Annotated in this window: 26 protein-coding genes; 12 read left to right on the top strand and 14 right to left on the bottom strand. The window is 66.5% G+C overall.

Annotated elements, in window-relative coordinates; translation table 11 throughout:
- Nucleotides 1–47: 47 nt before the first annotated feature.
- From bioB to A3Q7_RS0112810, 6 genes are all read left to right on the top strand, one after another.
- Nucleotides 48–1,028: a biotin synthase BioB gene (gene bioB, locus A3Q7_RS0112835; RefSeq protein WP_018412294.1), complete on the top strand. Its 981-nt coding sequence runs from the start codon at nucleotides 48–50 to the stop codon at nucleotides 1,026–1,028.
- Nucleotides 1,029–1,091: 63 nt separating this feature from the next.
- Nucleotides 1,092–1,946: a methyltransferase domain-containing protein gene (locus A3Q7_RS0112830; protein ID WP_018412293.1), complete on the top strand. Its 855-nt coding sequence runs from the start codon at nucleotides 1,092–1,094 to the stop codon at nucleotides 1,944–1,946.
- Entirely contained in the window at nucleotides 1,943–2,122 is a 180-nt protein-coding gene (locus tag A3Q7_RS0112825) for a hypothetical protein (protein WP_018412292.1), read from the top strand. Before A3Q7_RS0112830 ends, A3Q7_RS0112825 begins: the two co-directional genes overlap by 4 nt.
- A 197-nt stretch (nucleotides 2,123–2,319) precedes the next feature.
- Nucleotides 2,320–3,528, top strand: a complete 1,209-nt coding sequence (locus A3Q7_RS0112820) for an MFS transporter (RefSeq protein WP_026224793.1) — start codon at nucleotides 2,320–2,322, stop codon at nucleotides 3,526–3,528.
- Between the two features lie 141 nt (nucleotides 3,529–3,669).
- Nucleotides 3,670–6,750: an ExeM/NucH family extracellular endonuclease gene (locus A3Q7_RS0112815; RefSeq protein WP_018412290.1), complete on the top strand. Its 3,081-nt coding sequence runs from the start codon at nucleotides 3,670–3,672 to the stop codon at nucleotides 6,748–6,750.
- A 20-nt stretch (nucleotides 6,751–6,770) separates the two neighbouring features.
- Nucleotides 6,771–7,277, top strand: a complete 507-nt coding sequence (locus tag A3Q7_RS0112810; RefSeq protein ID WP_018412289.1) for a hypothetical protein — start codon at nucleotides 6,771–6,773, stop codon at nucleotides 7,275–7,277.
- On the opposite strand, the gene A3Q7_RS0112805 is transcribed toward A3Q7_RS0112810, so the two are convergent.
- The gene (locus tag A3Q7_RS0112805; RefSeq protein ID WP_018412288.1) at nucleotides 7,267–7,932 is read right to left on the bottom strand and encodes a protein-methionine-sulfoxide reductase heme-binding subunit MsrQ; all 666 of its coding nucleotides are present in this window, start codon (nucleotides 7,930–7,932) and stop codon (nucleotides 7,267–7,269) included. The two genes, A3Q7_RS0112810 and A3Q7_RS0112805, sit on opposite strands and share 11 nt — an antisense overlap.
- A complete protein-coding gene (gene msrP, locus A3Q7_RS0112800; protein ID WP_018412287.1) occupies nucleotides 7,932–8,885 on the bottom strand; it encodes a protein-methionine-sulfoxide reductase catalytic subunit MsrP in 954 nt (317 codons plus the stop codon). Before msrP ends, A3Q7_RS0112805 begins: the two co-directional genes overlap by 1 nt.
- A 62-nt stretch (nucleotides 8,886–8,947) precedes the next feature.
- On the opposite strand from msrP, the gene A3Q7_RS0112795 reads away from it, so the two are divergent.
- The gene (locus A3Q7_RS0112795) at nucleotides 8,948–9,748 is read left to right on the top strand and encodes a ferritin-like domain-containing protein (RefSeq protein WP_018412286.1); all 801 of its coding nucleotides are present in this window, start codon (nucleotides 8,948–8,950) and stop codon (nucleotides 9,746–9,748) included.
- A gap of 21 nt (nucleotides 9,749–9,769) precedes the next feature.
- Here A3Q7_RS0112795 and A3Q7_RS19885 read toward each other — a convergent pair whose 3' ends face one another.
- Nucleotides 9,770–10,420, bottom strand: a complete 651-nt coding sequence (locus tag A3Q7_RS19885) for a c-type cytochrome (protein ID WP_018412285.1) — start codon at nucleotides 10,418–10,420, stop codon at nucleotides 9,770–9,772.
- A gap of 118 nt (nucleotides 10,421–10,538) precedes the next feature.
- On the opposite strand from A3Q7_RS19885, the gene yihA reads away from it, so the two are divergent.
- From yihA to A3Q7_RS0112775, 3 genes are all read left to right on the top strand, one after another.
- Nucleotides 10,539–11,174 (top strand): ribosome biogenesis GTP-binding protein YihA/YsxC, encoded by a 636-nt coding sequence (gene yihA, locus A3Q7_RS0112785; protein WP_040570967.1) that lies wholly within the window; start codon nucleotides 10,539–10,541, stop codon nucleotides 11,172–11,174.
- A 259-nt stretch (nucleotides 11,175–11,433) separates the two neighbouring features.
- Nucleotides 11,434–12,447, top strand: a complete 1,014-nt coding sequence (gene hemB, locus A3Q7_RS0112780; protein ID WP_018412283.1) for a porphobilinogen synthase — start codon at nucleotides 11,434–11,436, stop codon at nucleotides 12,445–12,447.
- A gap of 134 nt (nucleotides 12,448–12,581) precedes the next feature.
- Nucleotides 12,582–13,580, top strand: a complete 999-nt coding sequence (locus tag A3Q7_RS0112775) for a choice-of-anchor A family protein (protein WP_018412282.1) — start codon at nucleotides 12,582–12,584, stop codon at nucleotides 13,578–13,580.
- On the opposite strand, the gene A3Q7_RS0112770 is transcribed toward A3Q7_RS0112775, so the two are convergent.
- Nucleotides 13,567–14,187, bottom strand: a complete 621-nt coding sequence (locus A3Q7_RS0112770; protein WP_269745097.1) for a pyrimidine 5'-nucleotidase — start codon at nucleotides 14,185–14,187, stop codon at nucleotides 13,567–13,569. The genes A3Q7_RS0112775 and A3Q7_RS0112770 overlap by 14 nt on opposite strands.
- A gap of 100 nt (nucleotides 14,188–14,287) precedes the next feature.
- Nucleotides 14,288–15,190: an acetylglutamate kinase gene (gene argB / locus A3Q7_RS0112765; RefSeq protein ID WP_026224790.1), complete on the bottom strand. Its 903-nt coding sequence runs from the start codon at nucleotides 15,188–15,190 to the stop codon at nucleotides 14,288–14,290.
- A 167-nt stretch (nucleotides 15,191–15,357) separates the two neighbouring features.
- Between argB and A3Q7_RS0112760 the strand changes: the two genes are divergently transcribed.
- On the top strand, nucleotides 15,358–15,723 hold the full coding sequence (locus A3Q7_RS0112760; RefSeq protein WP_018412279.1) for a thioredoxin family protein: 366 nt from the start codon (nucleotides 15,358–15,360) through the stop codon (nucleotides 15,721–15,723).
- 11 nt (nucleotides 15,724–15,734) lie between these two features.
- Nucleotides 15,735–16,097: a ribonuclease HepT family protein gene (locus A3Q7_RS0112755; RefSeq protein WP_018412278.1), complete on the top strand. Its 363-nt coding sequence runs from the start codon at nucleotides 15,735–15,737 to the stop codon at nucleotides 16,095–16,097.
- A 38-nt stretch (nucleotides 16,098–16,135) separates the two neighbouring features.
- Here the strand turns inward: A3Q7_RS0112755 and A3Q7_RS0112750 are convergent, their stop codons facing one another.
- The 9 genes from A3Q7_RS0112750 to A3Q7_RS0112710 form a co-directional block, all read right to left on the bottom strand.
- A complete protein-coding gene (locus tag A3Q7_RS0112750) occupies nucleotides 16,136–16,600 on the bottom strand; it encodes a hypothetical protein (protein WP_018412277.1) in 465 nt (154 codons plus the stop codon).
- A gap of 107 nt (nucleotides 16,601–16,707) precedes the next feature.
- Nucleotides 16,708–17,130: an Hsp20/alpha crystallin family protein gene (locus A3Q7_RS0112745; protein WP_018412276.1), complete on the bottom strand. Its 423-nt coding sequence runs from the start codon at nucleotides 17,128–17,130 to the stop codon at nucleotides 16,708–16,710.
- 72 nt (nucleotides 17,131–17,202) lie between these two features.
- Nucleotides 17,203–17,655, bottom strand: coding sequence for a dihydroneopterin triphosphate diphosphatase (nudB, locus tag A3Q7_RS0112740; protein ID WP_018412275.1), 453 nt, complete (start codon nucleotides 17,653–17,655; stop codon nucleotides 17,203–17,205).
- Nucleotides 17,652–18,107 (bottom strand): barstar family protein, encoded by a 456-nt coding sequence (locus tag A3Q7_RS19880; RefSeq protein ID WP_051079135.1) that lies wholly within the window; start codon nucleotides 18,105–18,107, stop codon nucleotides 17,652–17,654. The genes nudB and A3Q7_RS19880 overlap by 4 nt, the downstream gene beginning before the upstream one ends.
- Nucleotides 18,108–18,109: 2 nt before the next feature.
- Nucleotides 18,110–18,490, bottom strand: a complete 381-nt coding sequence (locus A3Q7_RS0112730) for a ribonuclease domain-containing protein (protein ID WP_018412273.1) — start codon at nucleotides 18,488–18,490, stop codon at nucleotides 18,110–18,112.
- A gap of 6 nt (nucleotides 18,491–18,496) precedes the next feature.
- On the bottom strand, nucleotides 18,497–20,290 hold the full coding sequence (gene aspS, locus A3Q7_RS0112725; RefSeq protein WP_018412272.1) for an aspartate--tRNA ligase: 1,794 nt from the start codon (nucleotides 20,288–20,290) through the stop codon (nucleotides 18,497–18,499).
- A 47-nt stretch (nucleotides 20,291–20,337) separates the two neighbouring features.
- A complete protein-coding gene (locus tag A3Q7_RS0112720) occupies nucleotides 20,338–20,967 on the bottom strand; it encodes a DUF502 domain-containing protein (protein ID WP_018412271.1) in 630 nt (209 codons plus the stop codon).
- A gap of 3 nt (nucleotides 20,968–20,970) precedes the next feature.
- Nucleotides 20,971–21,303: an FmdB family zinc ribbon protein gene (locus tag A3Q7_RS0112715; RefSeq protein WP_018412270.1), complete on the bottom strand. Its 333-nt coding sequence runs from the start codon at nucleotides 21,301–21,303 to the stop codon at nucleotides 20,971–20,973.
- 197 nt (nucleotides 21,304–21,500) lie between these two features.
- Nucleotides 21,501–22,364 carry a prepilin peptidase gene (locus A3Q7_RS0112710; protein WP_018412269.1) on the bottom strand — a complete coding sequence of 288 codons (864 nt, stop codon included), beginning with the start codon at nucleotides 22,362–22,364 and terminating at the stop codon, nucleotides 21,501–21,503.

Here is a 22,364-nt window from a genome sequence, read left to right as displayed (position 1 = left end):
GGCGGTTTGGTCGTTCCGGCGCCCGCTGAGGCGCCCGTCTTGTCGCCATGCATACACAGGTCATCCATCTTCCGCCTTCCTCCCGTACCGAAGCGCCCGCGCGCTGGAGCACCGCGCAGGTCGAGGCATTGTTCGAACTGCCGTTCAACGATCTGCTGTTCCGCGCGCAGACCGTGCATCGTCAGCATTTTGATGCAAATGCCATACAGCGTTCCACCCTGCTGTCGATCAAGACCGGCGGCTGTCCGGAAGACTGCGGCTACTGTCCGCAGTCGGTGCGCCACGACACCGGCGTCACCAGCCAGGAACTGATGCCGATCGACGAGGTACTCGAAGCGGCCCGCGCGGCCAGGGACGCCGGCGCGACCCGCTTCTGCATGGGCGCGGCCTGGCGCGGCCCCAAGGACCGCGATGTCGAAAAGGTGGCCGAAATGATTTCGGCGGTGAAGGGCCTCGGCCTGCAGACCTGCGCCACGCTGGGTCTGCTGCGCGAGGGACAGGCGGAAAAGCTGAAGGCGGCCGGCCTCGACTACTACAACCACAACATCGATACCGCGCCGGATTACTACGGCGAGGTGATCGGCACGCGCACCCAGCAGGACCGCTTCGACACGCTGGAAGCGGTGCGCGAGGCCGGCATGAATGTGTGCTGCGGCGGCATCGTCGGCATGGGTGAATCGCGCCGCGCGCGCGCCGGCCTGATTGCCACGCTGGCGTCCATGGATACGCCGCCGGAATCGGTGCCGATCAACAATCTGGTGAAGGTGGACGGGACGCCGCTGGCCGACGCGCCCGACCTCGATCCGTTTGAATTCGTGCGCACCATCGCCGCGGCGCGCATCACCATGCCGACCAGCCATGTGCGCCTGTCCGCCGGACGCGAACAGATGAGCGACGAAATGCAGGCGCTGTGCTTTCTCGCTGGCGCCAATTCCATCTTCTACGGCGACAAGCTGCTCACCACCGGCAATCCGCAGGCGGAGAACGACCGCCGTCTGTTCGAGCGCCTGGGCCTGCGCTCGGTCTGAGCGCGGAGAACCGCGATCGCCGCACGTCCTCCCCCCGCATTCGCGCTCGACCGCCGTGCCGTCGTGCGCGGCTTCGAGCGGGCGGCCGCGCGCTTCGACGCCGCCGCGGTGGCGCACCGCGAGGTCGCGCGCCGCATGGCCGAACGCCTGGACATGGTGATGCTCAAGCCGCAGCGCCTGCTCGATCTGGGCTGCGGTACCGGCGCCGATCTGCAGCCGCTGCGCGCGCGCTATCCGGAGGCGCAGATGACCGGGCTGGACGCATCGGCGGCCATGCTGGCGATCGCCGCCGCGCGCACGCCGCGCTGGCGGCGCTGGCTGCCCGGCGTGCTGGGCGGCAGCCAGACTGCCTTCGTGCGCGCCGATATCGCCGCTCTGCCGATCGCGCCGCGCAGCCAGTGCATGGTGTGGTCCAATCTGGTATTGCACTGGCTGCCCGACCTGCCGGGCGCGCTGCGCGAAATCCAGCGCACGCTGCGTGTGGGCGGCCTGTTCATGTTTTCCATGCTGGGGCCGGACACGCTGCGCGAACTGCGCGCGGCACTCGACGAAGCCGGTCTGCCCGGACGCGCCCATCAGTTCGTCGACATGCACGATGTCGGCGACATGCTGGTCGAAGCGGGTTTTGCCGAGCCGGTGATGGACATGGAACACCTCACGCTCACCTTTGGCGAGCCGGCCGCGCTGTACCGCGATCTGGCCGACACCGGCGGCCTCACCGCCCTGATCGACCGACCGCGCGGACTGCTGACACCGCGCGCGCTGCGGCGGCTGGATGCGGCGCTGATGCGCCGGGTGGACGATGGTCGCCTGGCCACCACGCTGGAAATCACCTATGGCCATGCCTGGCGAGGTGAGCCGCGGCAGACCGAAGACGGCCATGCCATCGTGCGCTTCGAACGCGGACTGCGGCGATGAAGACGCGCACCGCTGCTCGACTGGCCGCGAAGCCGCGTACGCTGAAGCCGCGCAATCCGCTCGCCACCGCGGCGCTGATGCGCAAGGGCGGCGAACATGCGGAACGCGGAAAGAAGGCCAGCCGCGCGCGACAGAAAGCCGACTGGCTGCGCAAGGGCGGCCGCGATGACGGCTGACGTGGGGGCTGGCATCGGGGCTGACGTGGGGTGCCGGAGCCGGCGGTGCGCGCGACGACCCGCGAGCGGCCGCGCGCCGGGGCGGCTGCGTCGGCCTGCGGCATGACGCATCGCGCGCACCCCCGGATGGACTGCGCGCTTGCGCGCCTGCCGGCGCGCGGACGGCTGCGCCGACCGGGCCGGCGATCGGGGCGAGCGTGAATCGGCCTCTCGGCCCCGGCCGGCTCACGCTGCTCATGTGCAGCGCCGAAGTACTCGGCATGACCAGCCTTGCCGCCTACCCGTCCTTCCTGACCGAATTGTCCGCGCTGTGGTCGCTCACCGGTGCCGAAGCCGGCTTCATCGGCGGCGCTTTCTTCTTCGGCTACATGCTGGCCGTGCCCTTCCTGTCCGGCGCCACCGACCGTGTCGACGCGAGGCAGGTCTATATCGCGTCCAATCTGCTGATGGCGCTGGGCATGTTCGGCTTTGCCTTCGCCGCCTCCGGCTTGTGGACCGCGGCACTGTTCCAGGCGGTCAGCGGGGCCGGTCTGGCCGGTTGCTACATGCCCGGCCTGCGCATACTGGCCGACCGCATTCCGCCGTCGGCCGGCACGCGCCCCATCGCCTTCTACACCTCGAGCTTCGGCATCGGCACCAGTGGCGCGCTGTTGCTGGCGGGTGTGTTGGACCGCGTGTTCGACTGGCATCACACGGTGGCGCTGATGGCGACCGGTCCCTTGCTCGCTGCCTTGCTGGTGTGGTGGCGGGTGTCCCGCGTCGCGCCGCCGGCTGCGCACGAGGCCCGCTGGCTGCCGCGCTTCGGTCCGGTGCTGTCGCATCCGCGCGTGCGCAGCCTGGTCGCCGGTTACGCGGTGCACTGCTGGGAACTGTTCGGCCTGCGCTCCTGGCTGGTCGCCTTCATCGCCTTCGGCTGGACGCGGTCGGCATCGCCGCCTGCCATGACGCCGACCGAAGCGGCCGCGCTGGTCATGCTGCTGGGCCAGCCGGCCAGCATTCTCGGCAACGAGATGGCCGGCCGGGTCGGGCGCAATCGCTGGATCGCCGGCGTCATGCTGGCGTCCGGCCTGTCGTGCTGGCTGGCAGGCGCCAGTGCCGGATCGCCCTGGTGGTGGCTGCTCGCGCTGCTGTGCCTGTACAACATCGCGGTCATGGCCGATTCGGCCTCGCTGACCGCCGGCCTGGTGCATGCCGCGCCAGCCGCTCAGCGCGGCGCCGCGATGGCGCTCTATTCGCTCGGTGGATTCGGTGCCGGCTTCATCGCCCCGCTGGTGTTCGGTGCCGCGCTCGACGCGACCGGTGGCGCGGCGGATGCCGATGCCTGGATGTTCGCCTTCGGCACCCTGGGTGCGGGCTGCCTGCTGTGGGCGCTGCTCTCTCGCGGCCGCGCGTCATCGGCCGGATAGTCTGTTCGGACCATGGGCTGCCGTCGTGCCGGACGACGGCTGTCACATTCGTCTTCTAGTCTTGCGCACCGATTCCTCCCCGCGCTCGCTCCCATTTCGAGAGCTTGGCGCGGAATCGATTACGCTATCCGGATGTCATCCATGTCGCTCAAGCCCCCCGCGTGTCACCTGGCGCTCGCCATTGCCGTCGCCAGCCTGTTTGCCGTTCCGGCGCAGGCCGATCTTGTCGCACAGAGCCTGCCGTATTCGCAGGACTGGTCGAACACCGCCCTCATCGGCAGCAACGACAACTGGGACGCGGTGCCCGGCATCATGGGCTATCGTGGTGACGATCTCACCAGCGCAACCGGCACCGATCCGCAGACCTTGCTCGCCGAGGGCGGCGGCGTGATCGATGTGAATGTGAACCAGAGCGCGCCGAATACCTATACCACCGGTGGCGTGGCGGAGTTCCAGCTCGCCGACCCGGTGGTCGCGCTGAATGGTTCGGGCACGGCCGATGCCCCCTTCCTGCTGCTGTCGCTGAACACCACCGGCCACAGTGGCATCACGGTGCGCTACGACCTGCGCGACCTGGACGGATCGGCCGACAACGCGGTGCAGCAGGTCGCGCTGCAGTACCGTATCGGCGCCAGCGGGGCGTTCACCAACGTGCCGGCCGCGTATGTGGCGGACGCCACCGAAGGGCCATCGCTGTCCGGCAAGGTGACGCCGGTTTCTGTCACGCTGCCGGCGGCGGCCGACAACCAGGCCCTCTTGCAGTTGCGCATCATCACCACCAACGCCCCCGGTAATGACGAGTGGGTGGGTGTGGACAACATCGTCATCGCCAGCGGGTCGGGCGGCGGCGTGAATGCGTCCATCCTGACCACCTGCCCGGCACTCAATCTGACGCAGGGCGAGGCCGGCAGCGTGACCGTGAGTGCCAGCGATGCCGACAGCCGGGTGAATGCCCTGAGCCTTACCAGCACGCTCCCGGCCGGCTTCTCGCTCGATGCGCTGCAGCCGGCCGCCGCCGATGGTGAAACCGCCTCGGCCACACTGAACGTGTCCGCCAGCGCCGCCGCCGGCAGCTACGCCATCGGCCTGCGCTTCGCGAATGACGACGCACAGAGCGCCGACTGCACCGCGAACGTGACGATAGGCGCCGCTGCGGCGATCACGCGCATCCCGACCATCCAGGGCAGCGGAGACGCCAGCCCGCTGGCCGGACAGACGGTCACCACCGAAGGGGTGGTGAGCGCGGTGTTCCCGGGACTGTCCGGCTTCTACCTGCAGGACGAGGCGGGCGATGGCGACGCCGCCACCTCGGATGGCATCTTCGTCTATGCGCCTTCGACCGCGGTCGACGTCGGCCAGCGCCTGCGCCTGACCGCCTCGGTGACCGAATTCAATACGGTGACCGAACTGGTGTCGCCGTCCGCGCTGCAGGTGCTGGGCTCGGCCACGATACAGCCGACCGACATCGTGCTGCCGGAAAGTGTCGAAGGCGAGCTGGAGCGTTACGAAGGCATGCTGGTGCGCATCGTGACGCCGCTCACCGTGTCGCAGAACTACTTCCAGGGTCGCTACGGCCAGGTCACGCTGTCCGCCGACGGCCGGCTGGAAATCCCGACCAATCGCCATGCGGCCGGCAGTGCCGGTGCGCTGGCCCTGCGCGACGAGAATGCGCGTCGCCGCATCGTGCTGGATGACGGCTCGAGCGCGCAGAACCCGAATCCCATCCCCTTCATCGGCGCCGACAACACGCTGCGTGCGGGCGACACGGTGCAGATGCTGACCGGCGTGATCGATCACGGTCTGATCACCGCATCCAGCGATGGCCCGCGCGACTACAAGATCCATCCGGTCGTCACGCCGGTGTTCGAGCGCAGCAATCCGCGCAGCGCGACGCCGGCCAGCGTCGGTGGCAATGTGAAGGTGGCCAGCTTCAATGTGCTGAACTACTTCACCACCATCGATCAGAGCGGCGCCTCCTGCTATCCCAGCGGCACGCGCAGCGATTGCCGCGGCGCCGACAGCGCGGAGGAATTCACCCGCCAGCGCGCCAAGATCGTCGCCGCATTGCGCGCGCTCGATGCCGACGTGGTCGGGCTGATGGAAATCGAGAACAATGGTCAGGTGGCGGTGCAGAACCTGGTCAATGCGCTCAATTCCGCCGCGGGTGCGCAGATCTACGCGGCGGTCGGCGCGCCGACCGGCGGCAGCGGCACCGACGCGATACGCGTGGCCATGATCTACAAGCCGGGCAAGCTGTCCCTGGTCGGCAGCGCGGTGAGCGACACGGCGGCCATCCACAACCGCCCGCCGCTGGCGCAGACTTTCGCCGCCGCCAATGGCGAGCGCTTCAGCGTGGTGGTGAACCACTTCAAGTCCAAGTCCTGCGGCGATGCGAGCGGCAGCAATGCCGATCTGGGCGATGGACAGGGCTGCTGGAATGCGCTGCGCGTGCAGCAGGCGCAGGCGCTGAATGGCTTCGTGCAGCAGCTTGCCACGCGCACCGGCGCCGGCGTGATCGCGCTCGGCGACTTCAACGCCTATGCGAAGGAAGATCCGATCAATGCGCTGGTTGCAGGCGGCATGGTCGATCTGTCCGCAGGCATTCCGCTGCGCTACACCTACACCTTCGATGGCGAGAGCGGGCAGCTCGATCACGCGCTCGCCACGTCGGCAATCGCCGCCCGGGTCAGCGCTGTGGGCGAATGGCATATCAATACCGATGAGCCCTTCGTCATCGATTACAACACCGAGTACAAGCCGCAGGATCTGTACGCCGCCACGCCCTACCGCTCGTCCGACCACGATCCGGTGCTGATCGGCCTGTCGCTGTTCAAGCCGCTCGACGGCACGGCGGGGCGCGATGCGCTGACCGGTACCGCAGGGGATGACGAAATGTACGGGGGCCTCGGTGCGGACACGCTGACCGGCGGCGCCGGCAATGACCGCTTCATCTATCGCAGCCTGCGCGACGGGGTCGATACCGTCACCGACTTCGTGCCCGGCAGCGATCGCATCGTGCTGGACGAACTGCTGGCTTCGCTCGGCCTGTCGGCCTCGACCGCCTGGGCGTCCGGTCATGTGACGCTGGTGGACAGCGCGGCCGGCCTCAGTGTGCAGATCGACACCGATGGCAGCGCAGGCGCCGGTGTGCCGCGCGCGCTGGTGGTGTTGCGCGGCGTGACCGCCGCCCGTATCGACGTGGCCCGCGATCTGGGCCTGTGAATTCAAAAAGGATGTGTGAAATGAACAGAACCCTTGTTGCCGCGCTGGCTTTTGGCGCACTCATGAGCGGCGCGCCCGCGCAGGCCGCGGTGCAGAACTGGACCTTCTCCGGCAGCTTCGATTCCGGCGTATATGCCGGTGCGAGCTACAGCGGCAGCGTGAGCTTCGATGACGCGGGCGTGCTCGGCGCCGGTCAGGAATGGATTGCGCTGGACGGCTTTTCGATCAGCCTGCTCGGTCACAGTTTTTCGCTGGCCGACGCGCTCGGTCTGGCCGAAGCCGCCTTCTTTGACGGCAGTTTCGTCGGCGTGAGCTACTCGGTCAATGACGCAGCCGAGCCGCTGTTCTCGATGATCGCCGGCTATGCCGCGATCGAGGACGCCTTCATCGCCTACGACAGCGCCAACGGCTTTTCCGGCGCGGGTTCGCTGCTGTTCGCGCCGGTGCCTGAAGCGGACGGCTGGATGATGATGCTGGCCGGCCTGTGCGGCATGGGCGTGATCGCCCGTCGGCGCATCACGCGCTGACCCGCCGCGCGCCGTTCGCGTCGGCGTCGGCCTGAACGGCCAGCCGGCGCGTACGGCGCAGCGCGTGCCACAGGCGCAGCGCGAACAGCAGGCCGAGCACGCCCGCATAGATGGCCGGTTCGGTGATGTCCTTCTTCACCAGCCACCAGTAGTGGGTGACGCCCAGCACCGCGACCAGGTAGACCGCGCGGTGCAGCCGCTGCCAGTTGCGGCCACCCATGCTGCGCATCATCGCGTTGGTCGACGTGACGGCCAGTGGCAGCATGAGCACGAAGGCCGCGAAGCCCAGCGTGATGAAGGGTCGTTCGATGATGTCGTCGACGATGGCCACCCAGTCGAAGAACTGGTCCAGCCACAGATAGGTCATCAGGTGCAGGCTGCCGTAGAAGAAGGCGTACAGCCCGAGCATGCGGCGCAGCCGCACCAGCCAGTGCAGCCCGGTGAGCTGGCGCAGCGGCGTGATGGCCAGCGTCAGCAGCAGCAGGCGCAGCGTCCAGTCGCCGGTGCCGCGCGTGATCGCCTCGATCGGATTGGCACCCAGCGCATCGCGCATGCCGGACAGCACCATGTCCAGCAGCGGCCACAGGCAGGCGATCCACACGGCGCGCCAGATGAGGGTGAAACGTTCGCGGTCCGGCGTGAGCAGCGCTTGCATCAGTAGTTCTTCTTCAGGTCCATGCCGGTGTAGAGCGAGGCGACCTGGTCGCCATAGCCGTTGAACATGAGGGTCTTGCGCTTGCCGAACTCGCCCAGGCGGCGTTCGCGTGCCTGGCTCCAGCGCGGGTGGTCGACCTCAGGATTCACGTTCGAGTAGAAGCCGTATTCGCGCGGCGCGGCGGCGGTCCACGACGACACCGGCTCCTTGTCGGTGAAGCGTATCCGGACGATGGATTTCGCGCTCTTGAAACCGTATTTCCACGGCACGACCAGACGCATCGGCGCACCGTTCTGGTTGGGCAGTACCTCGCCGTACAGGCCGACCGCGATCAGCGTGAGCGGATGCATGGCTTCGTCCAGCCGCAGACCTTCGACATAGGGCCAGTCGAGCACGCGGCTGTTTACGCCGGGCATGGTCTTCGCGTCGGCCAGCGTCGTGAATTCGACATACTTCGCGCTGCCCAGGGGCTCGACCTGCTTGAGCAGGGCGGACAGCGGCATGCCCACCCAGGGAATGACCATGGACCAGGCCTCGACGCAGCGCAGCCGGTAGATGCGCTCTTCCAGCGGCGCCAGCTTGAGCACGTCCTCGATGGCCAGCGTTTTCGGCTTGTGCACCAGGCCTTCGATGCTCACCGTCCATGGCCGCGTCTTCATGCGCTGGGCGTAGCGGGCGGGGTCGGTCTTGTCGGTGCCGAATTCGTAGAAATTGCAGTAGTTCGTGATGTCCTTGTAGTCGTTCAGCTTCTCGTCGGTCGAGAACGGACTTTTCTGCAGCGGGCCGAGCGACGGGTTGCCGTAGCCGGCGTGCGCGTCGCCGGGCAGGGCGCCGTACAGCAGCGCCGCGCCCACGCCCAGCCCGGCGTGACGCAGGAAGTCGCGACGGCCATCGAACAGCGCGCGCGGGGTGATTTCGGACGGGGCGATATCGTCGGGATGTCTGATCAGCATGTGTACACTCCTGGTTTCCACTGCAGCAGACCGTGCTGCACCGCGAGACCTTACGACCGCACATGAGCCGAAAGATTTACCGCGAATTGCAGGCGGCGCTGATGAGCGCCGACGCCGACGACAAGTGCGCACGGACCGCCGCGCTGTGGGCCGACTGGCAGGCCGGCGTCGCCTTTTCGCTGGCGGCCGATCCGGCGCCGCCGATCGAGGATGCCGGACGGCCGGCGCGGCCGGAACTGGTCGATCCGTCGGCCCTGCGTTCGCGCCGGCTCGGGTCGCGCGAGGGCCATGGTGCGATGATCCACGCCATCTGCCACATCGAGTTCACCGCCATCAATCTGGCGCTGGATGCCGCCTGGCGCTTCCGCGATCTGCCGCGCGAATTCCTCGCTGACTGGCTGCGCATCGCGGCCGACGAAGCGCGCCACTTCGGGCTGCTGCGCGCCCATCTGCGCGGGCTCGGCTACGACTATGGCGATTTCCCGGCGCATGCCGGCCTGTGGGACATGGCGCGTCGCACCGCGCACGACGCGCTGGTGCGCATGGCACTGGTGCCACGCGTGCTCGAGGCGCGCGGCCTGGATGCCACGCCGCCCATCATGGCGAAGCTGCGCGCCATCGGCGACCAGGCTGCGCTGGACATCCTGGACATCGTGCTCCGCGACGAAATCACCCATGTCGCCGCCGGCGATCGCTGGTTCCGGCATCTGTGCAATCAGCGCGGACTGGATGCCGAAGCCACCTTCCTGCAACTGTTCGATGCCTTCGATGCGCCGCGCCTGCAGCCGCCGGTCAACGAAAAAGCCCGCCAGCAGGCGGGCTTCTCGTCGCATGAACTGTCACGGCTCACGGCGCGGCGCTGAGCGCGCCGAAGCGCTCGTGTTTCAGTGCAGGCCGGCCGCGTAGTCGGCCACGGCCTTGATTTCGGCGTCCGACATCTTGGCGGCGATCATGCGCATCATCTTGGCCGGATCGTTGGCGCGTTCGCCGGCGCGGAAGGCCTTCAGTTGTGCTTCGGTGTAGTCGGCATGCTGACCGGCGATGCGCGGGTACGGCGCCGGCAGGCCGGCGCCGGCCGGGCCGTGGCAACCGGCACAGGCGGGCAGGCCCTTGCTCAGGTTGCCGGCGCGCCAGATCTTCTGGCCCAGATCCACGCTTTCGCGCGCGCCCTTGGCCTCACCGCCGGTCGGCTTCTGGCTCGTGTAATAGGCGGCGAGGTTGCGGATGTCCTGATCGGACAGGCCGGCGGCCATGCCATTCATGATGCTGTTCACGCGCTCCGGCTGTTTGCCATCCTTGGCCTGGAAGTTGTGCAGTTGCTTGGCGATGTACTCCGGATGCTGGCCGGCGAGCTTGGGGTTGGCCGGAATGATGCTGTTGCCGTCCGCGTTGTGACAGGCCGCGCACACCTGGCCGGCAATCGCCTTGCCCGCCGCAGGATCCGCCTTGGGCGCGGCTTTTTCATCCGAAGCCAGTACGCTGGCCGATGCAAATGTCAGGGTGAGGGCGAAACCAAGAGCGGTGAGGTGGCGCATGACTATCCTTGTGCGTGTGTTCCCGGCCCGGGGCCGGCGGAAAGTTCGTGAATGGCAGGGATACGCTAAACTCCTCATTTTACCGTGTTTTCCAGGGCGCGCATTGCGCGAATCCGATTTGTCCTCATTGTTCCGCGGCGCCGAGTTCCACATTTCCGTTGCCAAGCCATCCGGCCTGCCGCCGGCCACCGGCCCGGAAATCGCATTCGCCGGACGGTCGAATGCGGGTAAATCCAGTGCCATCAACACGCTGGTCGGTCACACCCGGCTCGCCTTCGTGAGCAAGACGCCGGGGCGTACCCAGCTCATCAACTATTTCAGGCTGGTGAAGGGCGGATTCCTGGTCGATCTGCCCGGATATGGCTATGCACAGGTCCCGGTCGAGGTGCGTCGCGCCTGGGCCGGACTGATAGAGCGCTACCTGAAGGAAAGGGACAGCCTGGTCGGCCTGGTGCTCATCATGGATGCCCGTCACCCGCTCACCGAGCTGGACTGGAACATGATCGAGTGGTTTTCCGGAACCGGTAAGCCGATGCATGTGCTGCTCACCAAGGCCGACAAGCTGACACGCAGCGCCCAGGCGCAGACGCTGGCGACGGTGCGCAAGGCGCTGGGCGAGCTGCCGGGTGAAGTGACGGTGCAACTGTTTTCCAGCCTGAAGAAGACCGGTGTGGACGAAGTCGAGAAAGTCGTATCGCCATGGCTTCGTTCTGCGCTGGACCCGACGGGCCTTCCGGAGGGCGGTGTCGCGTGATGTCGTGCAAAAAAGAAGAAGCCCACGGCCAAAGGGGATGAAGCCGTGGGCCCGAAACGCCTCGCGAACAAGGCACCCGCTCAGGGAGGTGAAGCGGGTAACGGCTCGCACCGTCGCTTGCATAGACCGGCCCCTGTTGTGCCGAGTTCCCGGTTTGTCCAGGACAAACCGGGGTGTTTTTTGCGACCGGAACAGGCCCACTGCATTCGCAGCGCCGATCGGGTCCTCCCCGAAATGATCTGATCACCACGGATACGCCATGCCGCAGAAACTCATATCCTCCGCTTTTCCGTCCACCCGCATGCGCCGCATGCGCCGCGACGATTTTTCGCGCCGGCTGATGCGCGAGCACCGCTTGACTGTCGATGACCTGATCTATCCGGTGTTCGTGCTGGACGGGCCGACGCGCAGCGAAGCAGTGGCGTCGATGCCGGGCGTGCATCGCCTGAGCGTGGATCGCCTGCTGGGTGTCGCCGAACAGGCGGTGTCGCTGGGCGTGCCGGCGCTGGCGCTGTTTCCGGTCATAGAGGGCGCGCTCAAGAGCGAGGACGCGGCGGAGGCCTGGAACCCCGATGGCCTGGTGCCGCGCACCGTGCGCGCGCTCAAGCAGCGCTTTCCCGAACTGGGCGTGATCACCGATGTGGCGCTCGATCCCTATACCTCGCATGGCCAGGACGGGCTGATCGACGCGTCCGGCTACGTGCTGAACGACGAAACGCTGGAAGCGCTGGCACGGCAGGCGCTCTGTCACGCGCAGGCGGGGGCCGACGTGGTCGCCCCGTCCGACATGATGGATGGTCGGGTCGCGCGCATCCGCGCGGAACTGGATGGGCAGCGGCTCATCCACACGCGCATCCTCGCCTATTCCGCCAAGTACGCGTCGGCCTTCTACGGCCCGTTCCGCGACGCCGTGGGTTCGGCGGGCAATCTGGGCAAGGGCAACAAGTACACCTACCAGATGGACCCGGCCAACAGCGACGAGGCGCTGCGCGAAGTGGCGCTGGACATTGCCGAAGGCGCCGACATGTTCATGGTGAAGCCGGGCCTGCCCTATCTGGACATCGTGCGCCGCGTCAAGACCGAACTGGGGGTGCCGACCTACGCCTACCAGGTGAGTGGCGAATACGCCATGCTGAAGGCGGCGGTGGCCAATGGCTGGCTGGACGAGCGCGCAACCGCGCTGGAGTCGCTGCTCGCGTTCAAGCGCGCGGGCGCCGATGGCATCCTGACCTATTACGCGCTCGACGCGGCGCGCTGGCTGGCAGGCAAGTAGGACACGCCCGCAGCGGCGCGAGCCGGGCGTGCCGTGAGCCGTTTCACGCTCGTGCTGAAAACAATCGTCAATAAGGGGCCGCTTTTGTTGCGGTGTGTCATAGCACGCATCGCGCGGCCCGCACCGACGCTAGCATGGACTCCATCGACGCGGGCCTCAGCCCGCAGCGCACCGAATATCTGTTACCGGAGTCCATGATGTCCTTTGCCAAGCGCCTTCTGCCTGTTGCCTTTCTTGCCGCCACCGGCGCCGCCCAGGCCGGTGTGCTCGATCTGGGTGCGGCCGCTTCCTACAATCTGCTGAGCTTCGGCGACTTCGTCGCCAGCGGCAGCGATGTGGAAGGCGCGGTGGCGGTGGCGGGCAATGTCCAGGCATCCTCGTACAGCATTAACGCGAACAACCGTGCCGCCAATGGCTATGCGCTGGTGGTCGGCGGCAACCTGAACTACGGAAACGGGTCCATCAGCCATGGCGACGCCTATGTCGGCGGCAGTCGTTCGACCTACAGCCTCGGTTTTTCCGGTGCCTGGCAATCCGGCGTGTCGCCGCTGTCCTTCAGCGACCAACTGAACTACCTGAGCAATGTGTCGCTGTCGCTGTCGGGTCTGGCTTCGACCGGCACCACGGCGGCGCAGTGGGGTGGGCTGTATTTCACCGGAGGCGGCAGCGGCGTCGAGGTGTTCAATGTGAGCGGTTCCGATCTGGCGTCGGTGAACTGGGCCTCGCTGTCCAATATCGCCGCTGGCAGCACCATCATCCTGAACGTGAGCGGCAGCAGTGCAGGTCTGTCGGGCGGCACGCCCAATGTGTTCGCCAACTACAACGTGCTGTACAACTTCTACGAAGCGACTTCGCTGTCGTTCAACAATGTCGGCGTCTATGGGTCCATCCTTGCGCCACTGGCCAGCGTGACCGGCGGTGGTGGCCAGATCAACGGCAATGTGATCGTCGCGGACTGGAATTCCGGCATCCAGGTCAATGCCAACCGCTACTTCGTGGCGACCGACATCCCCGGCTTCACGCTGGCGGTGCCCGAGCCCCGGCAGTACATGATGCTGCTGGCCGGTTTTGCGATCATCGTCATGATGTCGGCCCGGCGTCGCCGCCAGCCGGCGCACTTCAGAAAAGTCTGAGCGCGCGGCGCAGATCCAGCGCCGATCCCACTCTCAGATCCACGTAAGGGTGGTGGGCTGCGCTGCGACTCACCCACACCGTGCGCATGCCCAGTTGCTTGGCGGTGCGCAGGTTTTCCGCCGTATCCTCGACCATGATGCAGCGCGACGCCGTCAGCCGGTGGTCGCGCAGCAGCCGCAGGAATCCGCCCACGCGCGGTTTCGGGGCGTAGCGTGAGTGCTCGATCGCGTGTACGCCGTCGACCAGCGATTCCAGTCCGGTCGCCCGCAGCACGGCACGCGCATAGTGCTCCGGCCCGTTCGTGAATACGATCTTGCGGCCGGGCAGGCGCCTGAGCATGTGGCGGATGGCGCGGTCGAATACGATGCCCGGGCGCAGTGCCTCGACGTCGTGCGTGCCATGCAGGAAGTGGCGGGGCTGCGTGCCATGGTGCCGCATCAGTCCCAGCAGCGTGGCGCCGTAGCGATGCCAGTAATGCATCCGCAGCCGGTCAGCCTCGTCGTGCGGCAGGTCCAGTTCCCGCATCAGCCAGTTCGTCATCGCCCGGTTCAGATGCGGAAAGATGTGCGGGTTGGCGTCGTGCAGCGTGTTGTCCAGATCGAATATCCAGACCGGCGTGCTGTCGGTGCGCAGGACGTGACTGCGGTCGGTGCTGATATTTCACCCCTCGGGCGAACGGACCGTGGCGCCCGGTCCTGGGGACAGGCTACTTGCTCTTGATCAGCGTGCCGACACCGTCGTCGGTCAGCACTTCGAGCAGCAGCGCATTCGGCACGCGGCCATCGATGATGTGCACGCTCTTGACGCCGCTGCGCGCGGCATCCAGCGCCGAACCGATCTTGGGCAGCATGCCGCCGGACAGCGTGCCGTCGGCGATCATCGCGTCGACGTCGCGCGGCGTGATGCCGGTCAGCAGATTGCCGGCCTTGTCCAGCACGCCCGGCGTGTTGGTCAGCAGCACCAGCTTCTCCGCCTTCAGTATCTCCGCCAGCTTGCCGGCCACCACGTCGGCGTTGATGTTGTAGCTCTCGCCTTCCGGGCCGACCCCGATAGGCGCGATGACCGGAATGAAGTCGCCACTGTCCAGGAAGTTGATGATGGTCGGGTCGATGGACACGATGTCGCCGACCAGGCCGATATCCAGCATTTCGTCCGGCTTTTCCTTGTTCGGCATCATGAGTTTGGTGGCGCGGATGAAGGATCCGTCCTGCCCTGTCAGGCCCACCGCCTTGCCGCCGGCCTGGTTGATCAGGTTCACGATGTCCTTGTTCACATGGCCGCCGAGCACCATTTCGACGATGTCCATGGTTTCCTCGTCGGTCACCCGCATGCCCTGGATGAAGGTGCCCTGCTTGCCGATCTTCTTCAGCACCTCGTCGATCTGGGGGCCGCCGCCGTGCACCACCACCGGATTCATGCCCACCAGCTTCAGCAGAACGACGTCGCGCGCGAAGCCGAGCTTCAGCGCCGGATCGGTCATCGCGTTGCCGCCGTACTTGACGACGATGGTCTTGTCCTGGAAGCGGCGGATGTAGGGCAGCGCTTCCGCGAGCACGGCCGCTTTGGCGTTGGGAGAGATTCCGGAAGTGAGGTCGGCGTGGTCGGTCATGGGCGCGCACCGGTCGGTGCCGGTCGAGGAACGGACGATGGGGCGGAATTCTAGCGCTTTGCCCGGCTGCCGCACCAAATGCTTGCAGCGCATCCCGGCGCATCATTTGCTTGGTCCGGAGGGAACAGGACATCCGTCGGGGATGGCCGTCGGGCGGAGCTTTCGATATGTCGGTGCGTGGGGTGACGGCGGACGACTTCCAGCAGGTGGTGCGCGACAACGCGGTGGTGGTGCTGGATTTCTGGGCGGCGTGGTGCGGCCCGTGCAGGGGCTTCGCGCCCATTTACGAAGCCGCCGCGGCGCGACACGGCGATGTCGTGTTTGGCAAGATCGATACCGACGCCGAAGCGGATCTGGCGCGTTCGTTCGAAATCAGGTCGGTGCCCACGCTGGTCATCATCCGCGACGGCATCATGGTGATGCGCGAAACCGGCGCGGTGTCGGCCGGCACGCTCGATGACATGCTTCGCTTCGTACGCGAGCTCGACATGGATGAGATACGTGCCGAAATCGCGGGCGGGGAGCCGTCCTGATCGTGCCCGACATGCTCACCGCGGCACTGCTGGCCAACTTCTTCGAGGCGGGGTGGTCGGTGCAGGTCCTGCTTGGCGACATGGACAGGTCGCAGTATCTGTCGTCCCGGCTCGCCCGACCGCAGATCGAGAAGCATCTGAGAACAATGGCCGAGACGGCCGGTGCCTTGCCTGAGGAGATACGCCGGCAGATGCCGAACGTGGACTGGGCATCCTGGGCCGCGCTGGCGTCCGCCCTGCCACCGAACAACGCCGCCAGGATGGACAGGGTATGGACCGCCATCACCGAATGGTTGCCGCCGACCGGTCTGGCCATGCGGCAGTACCGCTTCCGGATGCCGGAACTGTTCGCCTTCCGGCTGCCTGGCCGATGAGCGGCCTTGCCGTCGGCCTGCGCCGGCATCCGCAGGCGTCAGACCATGCGCACCGGCTCGTCGAGCAACTGCAGCTCCAGCCTGTCCGCGCGCTCGAAGGCACAGACCGGTATGTCGAACACGATGCGGTTGTCGTACCAGGCGCAGGCGTAGGGCAGGAAGATCTGCGGCTGGCGCATTTCAAGCAGCAGGTCCGTGCCGGACCACAGCCGCAGCGACAGGCCGATATTGGGCGCGAGCGGCGTGTTGTTGTCGCCGAACACCTCGAACAGCAGGAAGAGCTTGGCGCTTTCAGCCCCGCCTTCGATCGTCCTGACCGCGATGGCGCGCACATTCTGGTACATGCGGCCGACCCGGCCGTCGTCCAGAGCCTGAGAGAACTCACCCAGCTTGCCCTTCTTGACCAGGGTGCCCTCGACCAGTGGCACCCCCAGCTCGTTGAGGCCGGTGGTTTTCGCGGGCGCGAGATCGATGGTTGTACTGTTTGCTACAAGCGCGGGCACGGCGGGCTCCTGTTTTCGTAGGGTTGGCGACAAGCCGGATACGTACCTGACGGTCCGTGCCCGGCTTTGCCTCACCTAGCAACTTGGATGCCCCCTTGCCGGGCGGCTCACTGGATGGTGAGCTTGCGCGATGCCGCGCTCACCTTCTTCGGCAGCTTCAGTTCCAGCACGCCGTCAGCGAAGCGCGCCTCGGCCCGTGACTCGTCGATGTCCTGTCCAAGCTGGAAGCTGCGCGACACCTTGCCGAAGTGCCGTTCCGAACGCAGCACGCGTTCGCCGTCGCGGTTCTCCACCGTGCGCTTCTTCTCTGCGCTGATGGACACCACCGCGCCCTCGATGCTCACGTGGATGTCATCCTTCGCGACGCCGGGCAGGTCGGCGTGCACCGTGTAGTTCTCCTTGTCCTCCTTCACATCCACCTTGAGTGCGGGGACATCGGGATTGCCAGCGAAATCGACCGGCTGCAGCACGAGGCCGCGGAAGTCCTTGAACAGGTTTTCAAACGGATCCCAGCGGGTGACTTGGCTCATCGTTCCTCTCCTTCGGTTCGTCGGGTGCGGATCGTCCGCATACCTGCAAACTAGGGGTCGGTCACGACGATTTCAAGGCGTCGGCGAGCGCAGCGGCTTGCGCTGGATCAACATCCGTATGGCATCGCGGTTGGTCCATGAAAACACGGCATCCTGCGCCTCGCGCCAGGGCAGCCAGCGCCAGTCGCGATGTTCGTCCGGCGCCAGGCGGATCGGCGTGTCGCGCGGCACGCACAGGCTGAACGCGTGCTCGGTGTTGTGCGTGACGCCGGGCGGATAGCGATGGCGCCAGATCGGATAGATCTCGAAGCGGCTGCTGTGATGCCAGCGGTCAAAAGCTTCGGCTGGCGCGACGATGCCGGTTTCTTCCTCGACTTCGCGCTGCGCCGCCTGTTCCGGCGTTTCGCCTGCTTCGATGCTGCCGGTCACCGACTGCCAGTAGCCGGGATGCTTCACCCGCTCGATCAGCAGCACTTCGCCTTCCGGACTGTGGATCAGCACCAGGACCGAATGCGGGCGCTTCATTCCGCCTCCTCGAACAGCGGCAGACCGGGGCGCGACAGGTCCAGCAGCACATGGGCGGCGATGCCGCGGGCGCGCCAGTCGTCCACCGCGTCGCGTACGACGTCCAGCACATCGTCGAAAGCTTCGGTACATGTGGTGGCGGGCATGGCGCAACCTTCGATCACGATGAGCAAGCCGTACTCCGGCGCCAGCCAGTCCAGATCGGTCAGGCAGTCGAGCAGTGCGTCGAGGTTGTGACCGAAATGATCGGGGAAGGACAGTGCATCGGCGAACACCGTGAGCAGGCCTGCCTTGTCGGTGACATGTGCGACATCCAGCAGGCGGACCTGCAGGCCACCCGCGTGCGCCACGCTGGTGGCGCGCCGTCGGTCTGCGGGCGTCGCCAGATAGACGCCGGAGCGATCGGGGTCGCGCAGACGGGCGAGCAGAGCACTGTGCGCGGACGATGCCATGTTCACTCCTTGATACGGCGGAAACTGCGGTAGTGGTCGGCCGTGTACCAGTACTCGCCCGAGCTGCGGACATCGCTGTCGCGGCCGGAACCGGCGACGATGCGCCGTGCGCCGCGGTGTTTCAGGCCGGGCGTGGGCACCGTGTATTCGCGGTAGTAGCCCCGCGGGCGTTCGGGCAGCAGGCGTTCGCGGTTCTGGAACACGATGCCGTCGCGACGATGCGGGAACGGGCCGCCCTGCTTGATCAGCGCCAGCGTCTGCGCTGCCTCGGGCGGCAACTGTGCCAGCTCCACCTCGGGCAAGGCGAAGCCGGTCAGCAGGAGCCAAAGCGCCAGAACCGGTGCCAGCAGCGACACCTGGAGCCGGTTGAGCGGGCCGGCCATCGAGGCTTACGCGCCGGTGTCGGCCTTCGGCGCGTTGCGCAGCTTGATGTGCAGCTCGCGCAACTGGCGCTCGTCCACCGGGCTTGGCGCCTGGGTGAGCAGGCACTGCGCGCGCTGCGTCTTCGGGAAGGCGATCACGTCGCGGATCGATTCGGCGCCGGTCATCATGGTGACGATGCGGTCCAGACCGAAAGCCAGGCCGCCGTGTGGCGGCGCACCGTACTTCAGCGCGTCGAGCAGGAAGCCGAACTTGAGCTGCTGCTCTTCCGGGCCGATATTGAGCGCGTCGAACACGGTTTCCTGCACGTCGGCGCGGTGGATACGCACCGAGCCGCCGCCGATTTCCCAACCGTTCAGCGCCAGGTCGTAGGCCTTGGCCAGGCACTTGCCCGGATCGGTCTTGAGCAGCGGAATGTGTTCGTCCTTCGGACTGGTGAAGGGGTGGTGGCAGGCGTTCCAGCGCTTCTCGTCCTCGTCGTACTCGAACATCGGGAAGTCGACCACCCACAGCGGACGCCAGGCCTCGCCGGTGACATAACCCTTCTCGTGGCCGATCTTCAGGCGCAGCGCGCCGAGCGCGTCGGACACCACCTTGGCCTTGTCGGCGCCGAAGAAGATCAGGTCGCCGCTCTGCGCGCCGGTACGGGCCATGATGGCGGCCAGCGATTCCGCGCTCAGGTTCTTCACGATGGGCGACTGCAGGCCTTCCTCGTTCAGCTTGCTGACGTCGTTCACCTTGATGTAGGCCAGGCCCTTGGCGCCGTAGATCTTGACGAATTCGGTGTAGCCATCGATCTCGCCACGCGACAGAGAGGCGCCGCCGGGCACGCGCAGTGCGGTGACACGGCAGGCCGGGTCATTGGCCGGACCGGAAAACACCTTGAACGCCACGTCCTTGACCGCGTCGGCCACGTCCACCAGTTCCAGCGTCACGCGCAGGTCCGGCTTGTCGGAGCCGAAGCGGCTCATCGCCTCGGCGTAGCTCATGCGCGGGAAGGGCGCCGGCAGTTCGACCGCCAGCGCTTCCTTGAACACGTAGCGGATCATGTCTTCCATCAGCGCGGTGATGTCGTGCTCAGTCAGGAAGCTGGTTTCGATATCGACCTGGGTGAATTCCGGCTGGCGGTCTGCGCGCAGGTCCTCGTCGCGGAAGCACTTGGTGATCTGGTAGTAACGGTCATAGCCGGCCACCATCAGGAGCTGCTTGAACAGTTGTGGCGACTGCGGCAGCGCGAAGAACTGGCCGTCGTGCACGCGGCTCGGCACCAGGTAGTCGCGCGCGCCTTCCGGCGTGCTCTTGGTGAGCATCGGCGTTTCGATGTCGATGAAACCCTGGCTGTCGAGGAAGCGGCGGAAGGCCATCGCCGTCCTGTAACGCAGCATCATGTTCTTCTGCATCGCCGGGCGGCGCAGATCGATCACGCGGTGGGTCAGGCGCACGGTTTCCGACAGATTGTCGTCATCCAGCGGGAAAGGCGGCGTGACCGACGGATTCAGCACTTCGACCTCGTGCGCCAGAACTTCGATCTCGCCCGACACCAGATTCGCGTTGGTCGTGCCCTCAGGGCGGCGACGCACGCGGCCGACCACCTTCAGGCAGAACTCGTTGCGCACCGATTCGGCGACGGCGAAGGTGTCCGCCCGATCCGGGTCGCACACCACCTGCACCAGGCCCTCGCGGTCGCGCAGGTCGATGAAGATGACGCCGCCGTGGTCGCGGCGGCGGTGCGCCCAGCCGAACAGCGTGACGGTCTGGTCGAGATAGCCTGCATCGAGCAGGCCGCAGTATTGCGTGCGCATGGTGTGATTCCGGAATTGGCAGGGTGGGCGCGGGGTTCCGGCCCGGTTCAGTTGTCGAGTGCGGGTGCGGCCGCGGGATGTGGCTTGGGTTTGCGTGCCGGCGGGACCACGCCCATCGACACGATGTACTTGAGTGCTTCGTCCACCGTCATGTCCAGCTCTATGGTGTCCTTGCGCGGCACCATAAGGAAGAAACCCGACGTCGGATTCGGCGTCGTCGGTACATAGACGCTGATGTGATCCTGCAGGTGATTGGCGACGTCACCGCCCGGCTGGCCGGTCATGAAGGCGATGGTCCAACTGCCGGTGCGTGGGTACTGGATCAGCAGGGCCTTGCGGAACGCCTCTCCCGAACTCGAGAACAGGGTATCCGAAACCTGTTTCACGCCGTTGTAGATCGACTTCACGACAGGGATGCGGGACAGCAGGCCCTCCCAGTAGCGCAACAGGCGCTGGCCGATGATGTTGTGACCGATGACGCCGCTGACCAGGATGACCAGCAGCGTCAGGATGACGCCCAGACCCGGGACGTCGAATCCGAACAGCTGGGCCGGACGCCACTGCCAGGGCACCAGCAGCATGGTCTGGTCCAGCGTACCGAGTATCCATGCCAGCACCCACAGCGTGATGGCCAGCGGAATCCAGATCAGCAGTCCGGTGATGAAGTAACGTTTCATCAATCAGTGGCAGGCGCAGGATCCGCCGCACGGCGTCGCCGGGGCGGAGCTGCTGCTTTCCGCGCTTGGCGCGGCAGCTTCACTCTTGCCGGCGGGTGCGCCGCCCCCTTCGCCAGCGGTGCCGCCGCTCGAGCTTCCGCTGCTGCCGGAGCCGTTGCCGCGGAAGTCGGTCACGTACCAGCCGCTGCCCTTGAGCTGGAATCCGGCCGCGGACAGTTGTTTGGTGAAGGTTGACGCGCCGCAGGACGGACAGTCGGTCAGCGGCGCAGCACTGATTTTTTGCATCACGTCCTTTTCGAAACCGCAGGACGTGCAGCGGTAACCGTAGATCGGCATTTCGGACTCCAGAAAACACGCAATTATAGACGACCGGCGTTGCCTTTCCCGCCGATCCGGCATCGGCACCCTTGGCGAGGCAGCACCTCCGGGGCAATACAGGCATGTTTCATACCCGTTGCCCGACATGCGCAGAGCGCATTGCAGATGGAGGCGATCGCCGGCTGATTCAAGAGTCGGGGGCGATCCGGTGCGGGTCAGGTCGGGAACAGGCCGAGGTAACGGCTGACCAGGTCCTTGCCGAAGAACAGGGCGATCAGTCCGGCGGCGGCCAGGTAGGGACCGAATGGAATCGGTGTTTCGCGGCGGTGTGCGCGGGCGACGATCAGCAGGATGCCGACCAGTGCGCCGACCACCGATGACAGCAGGACGACCGCGGGCAGCATCTGCCAGCCGAGAAAGGCGCCGATGGCCGCGAGCAGCTTGAAATCTCCATAGCCCATGCCCTCCTTGCCGGTCACCAGCTTGAACAGCCAGTAGATGCTCCACAGCACCAGGTAGCCGCACATCGCCCCGAGCACGGCCGACTCCAGGTCGGTGAAACCGCCGTGGAGATTGATGGCCAGCCCGGCCCACAGCAGCGGCAGCGTGATGCTGTCCGGCAGCAACTGCGTGTCCAGATCGATGAAGGTGAGCGCAACCAGTGCCCAGCAGAACAGCAGCGCACCGATCAGGAGCATGCCCGGGCCGAACACCTGGGCACAGGCGACACTGAGCGCCGCAGTGAGCAGTTCGACCAGCGGATAGCGCATGCCGATGCCGGTGCCGCAGGCGCGGCAGCGACCGCGCAGCCATAGCCAGGACAGCACCGGAATGTTCTCGAGCGCGCCGATGCCGTGGCCGCAGTGCGGGCAGCGCGAACGCGGCCGGAGCAGCGACAGCGGGGCGGCGGCGGGTGGATCTTCACCACGGAGTTCGGCGCACTGCATGGCCCATTCCCGTTCCATCATCAGAGGCAGACGATGGATGACCACGTTCAGGAAACTGCCCACGGCCAGACCGAGCAGGCCGGTCAGCGGCAGCAGTGATCCGCTGGCGGCCAGCGCTTCGAGCGTATCCAC

The organism is Methyloversatilis thermotolerans (genome assembly GCF_000372885.1).
GTDB lineage: Bacteria > Pseudomonadota > Gammaproteobacteria > Burkholderiales > Rhodocyclaceae > Methyloversatilis > Methyloversatilis thermotolerans.
Note: the sequence above shows the minus strand (reverse complement) of the source record. Positions and strands in the feature narration are given on the sequence as shown.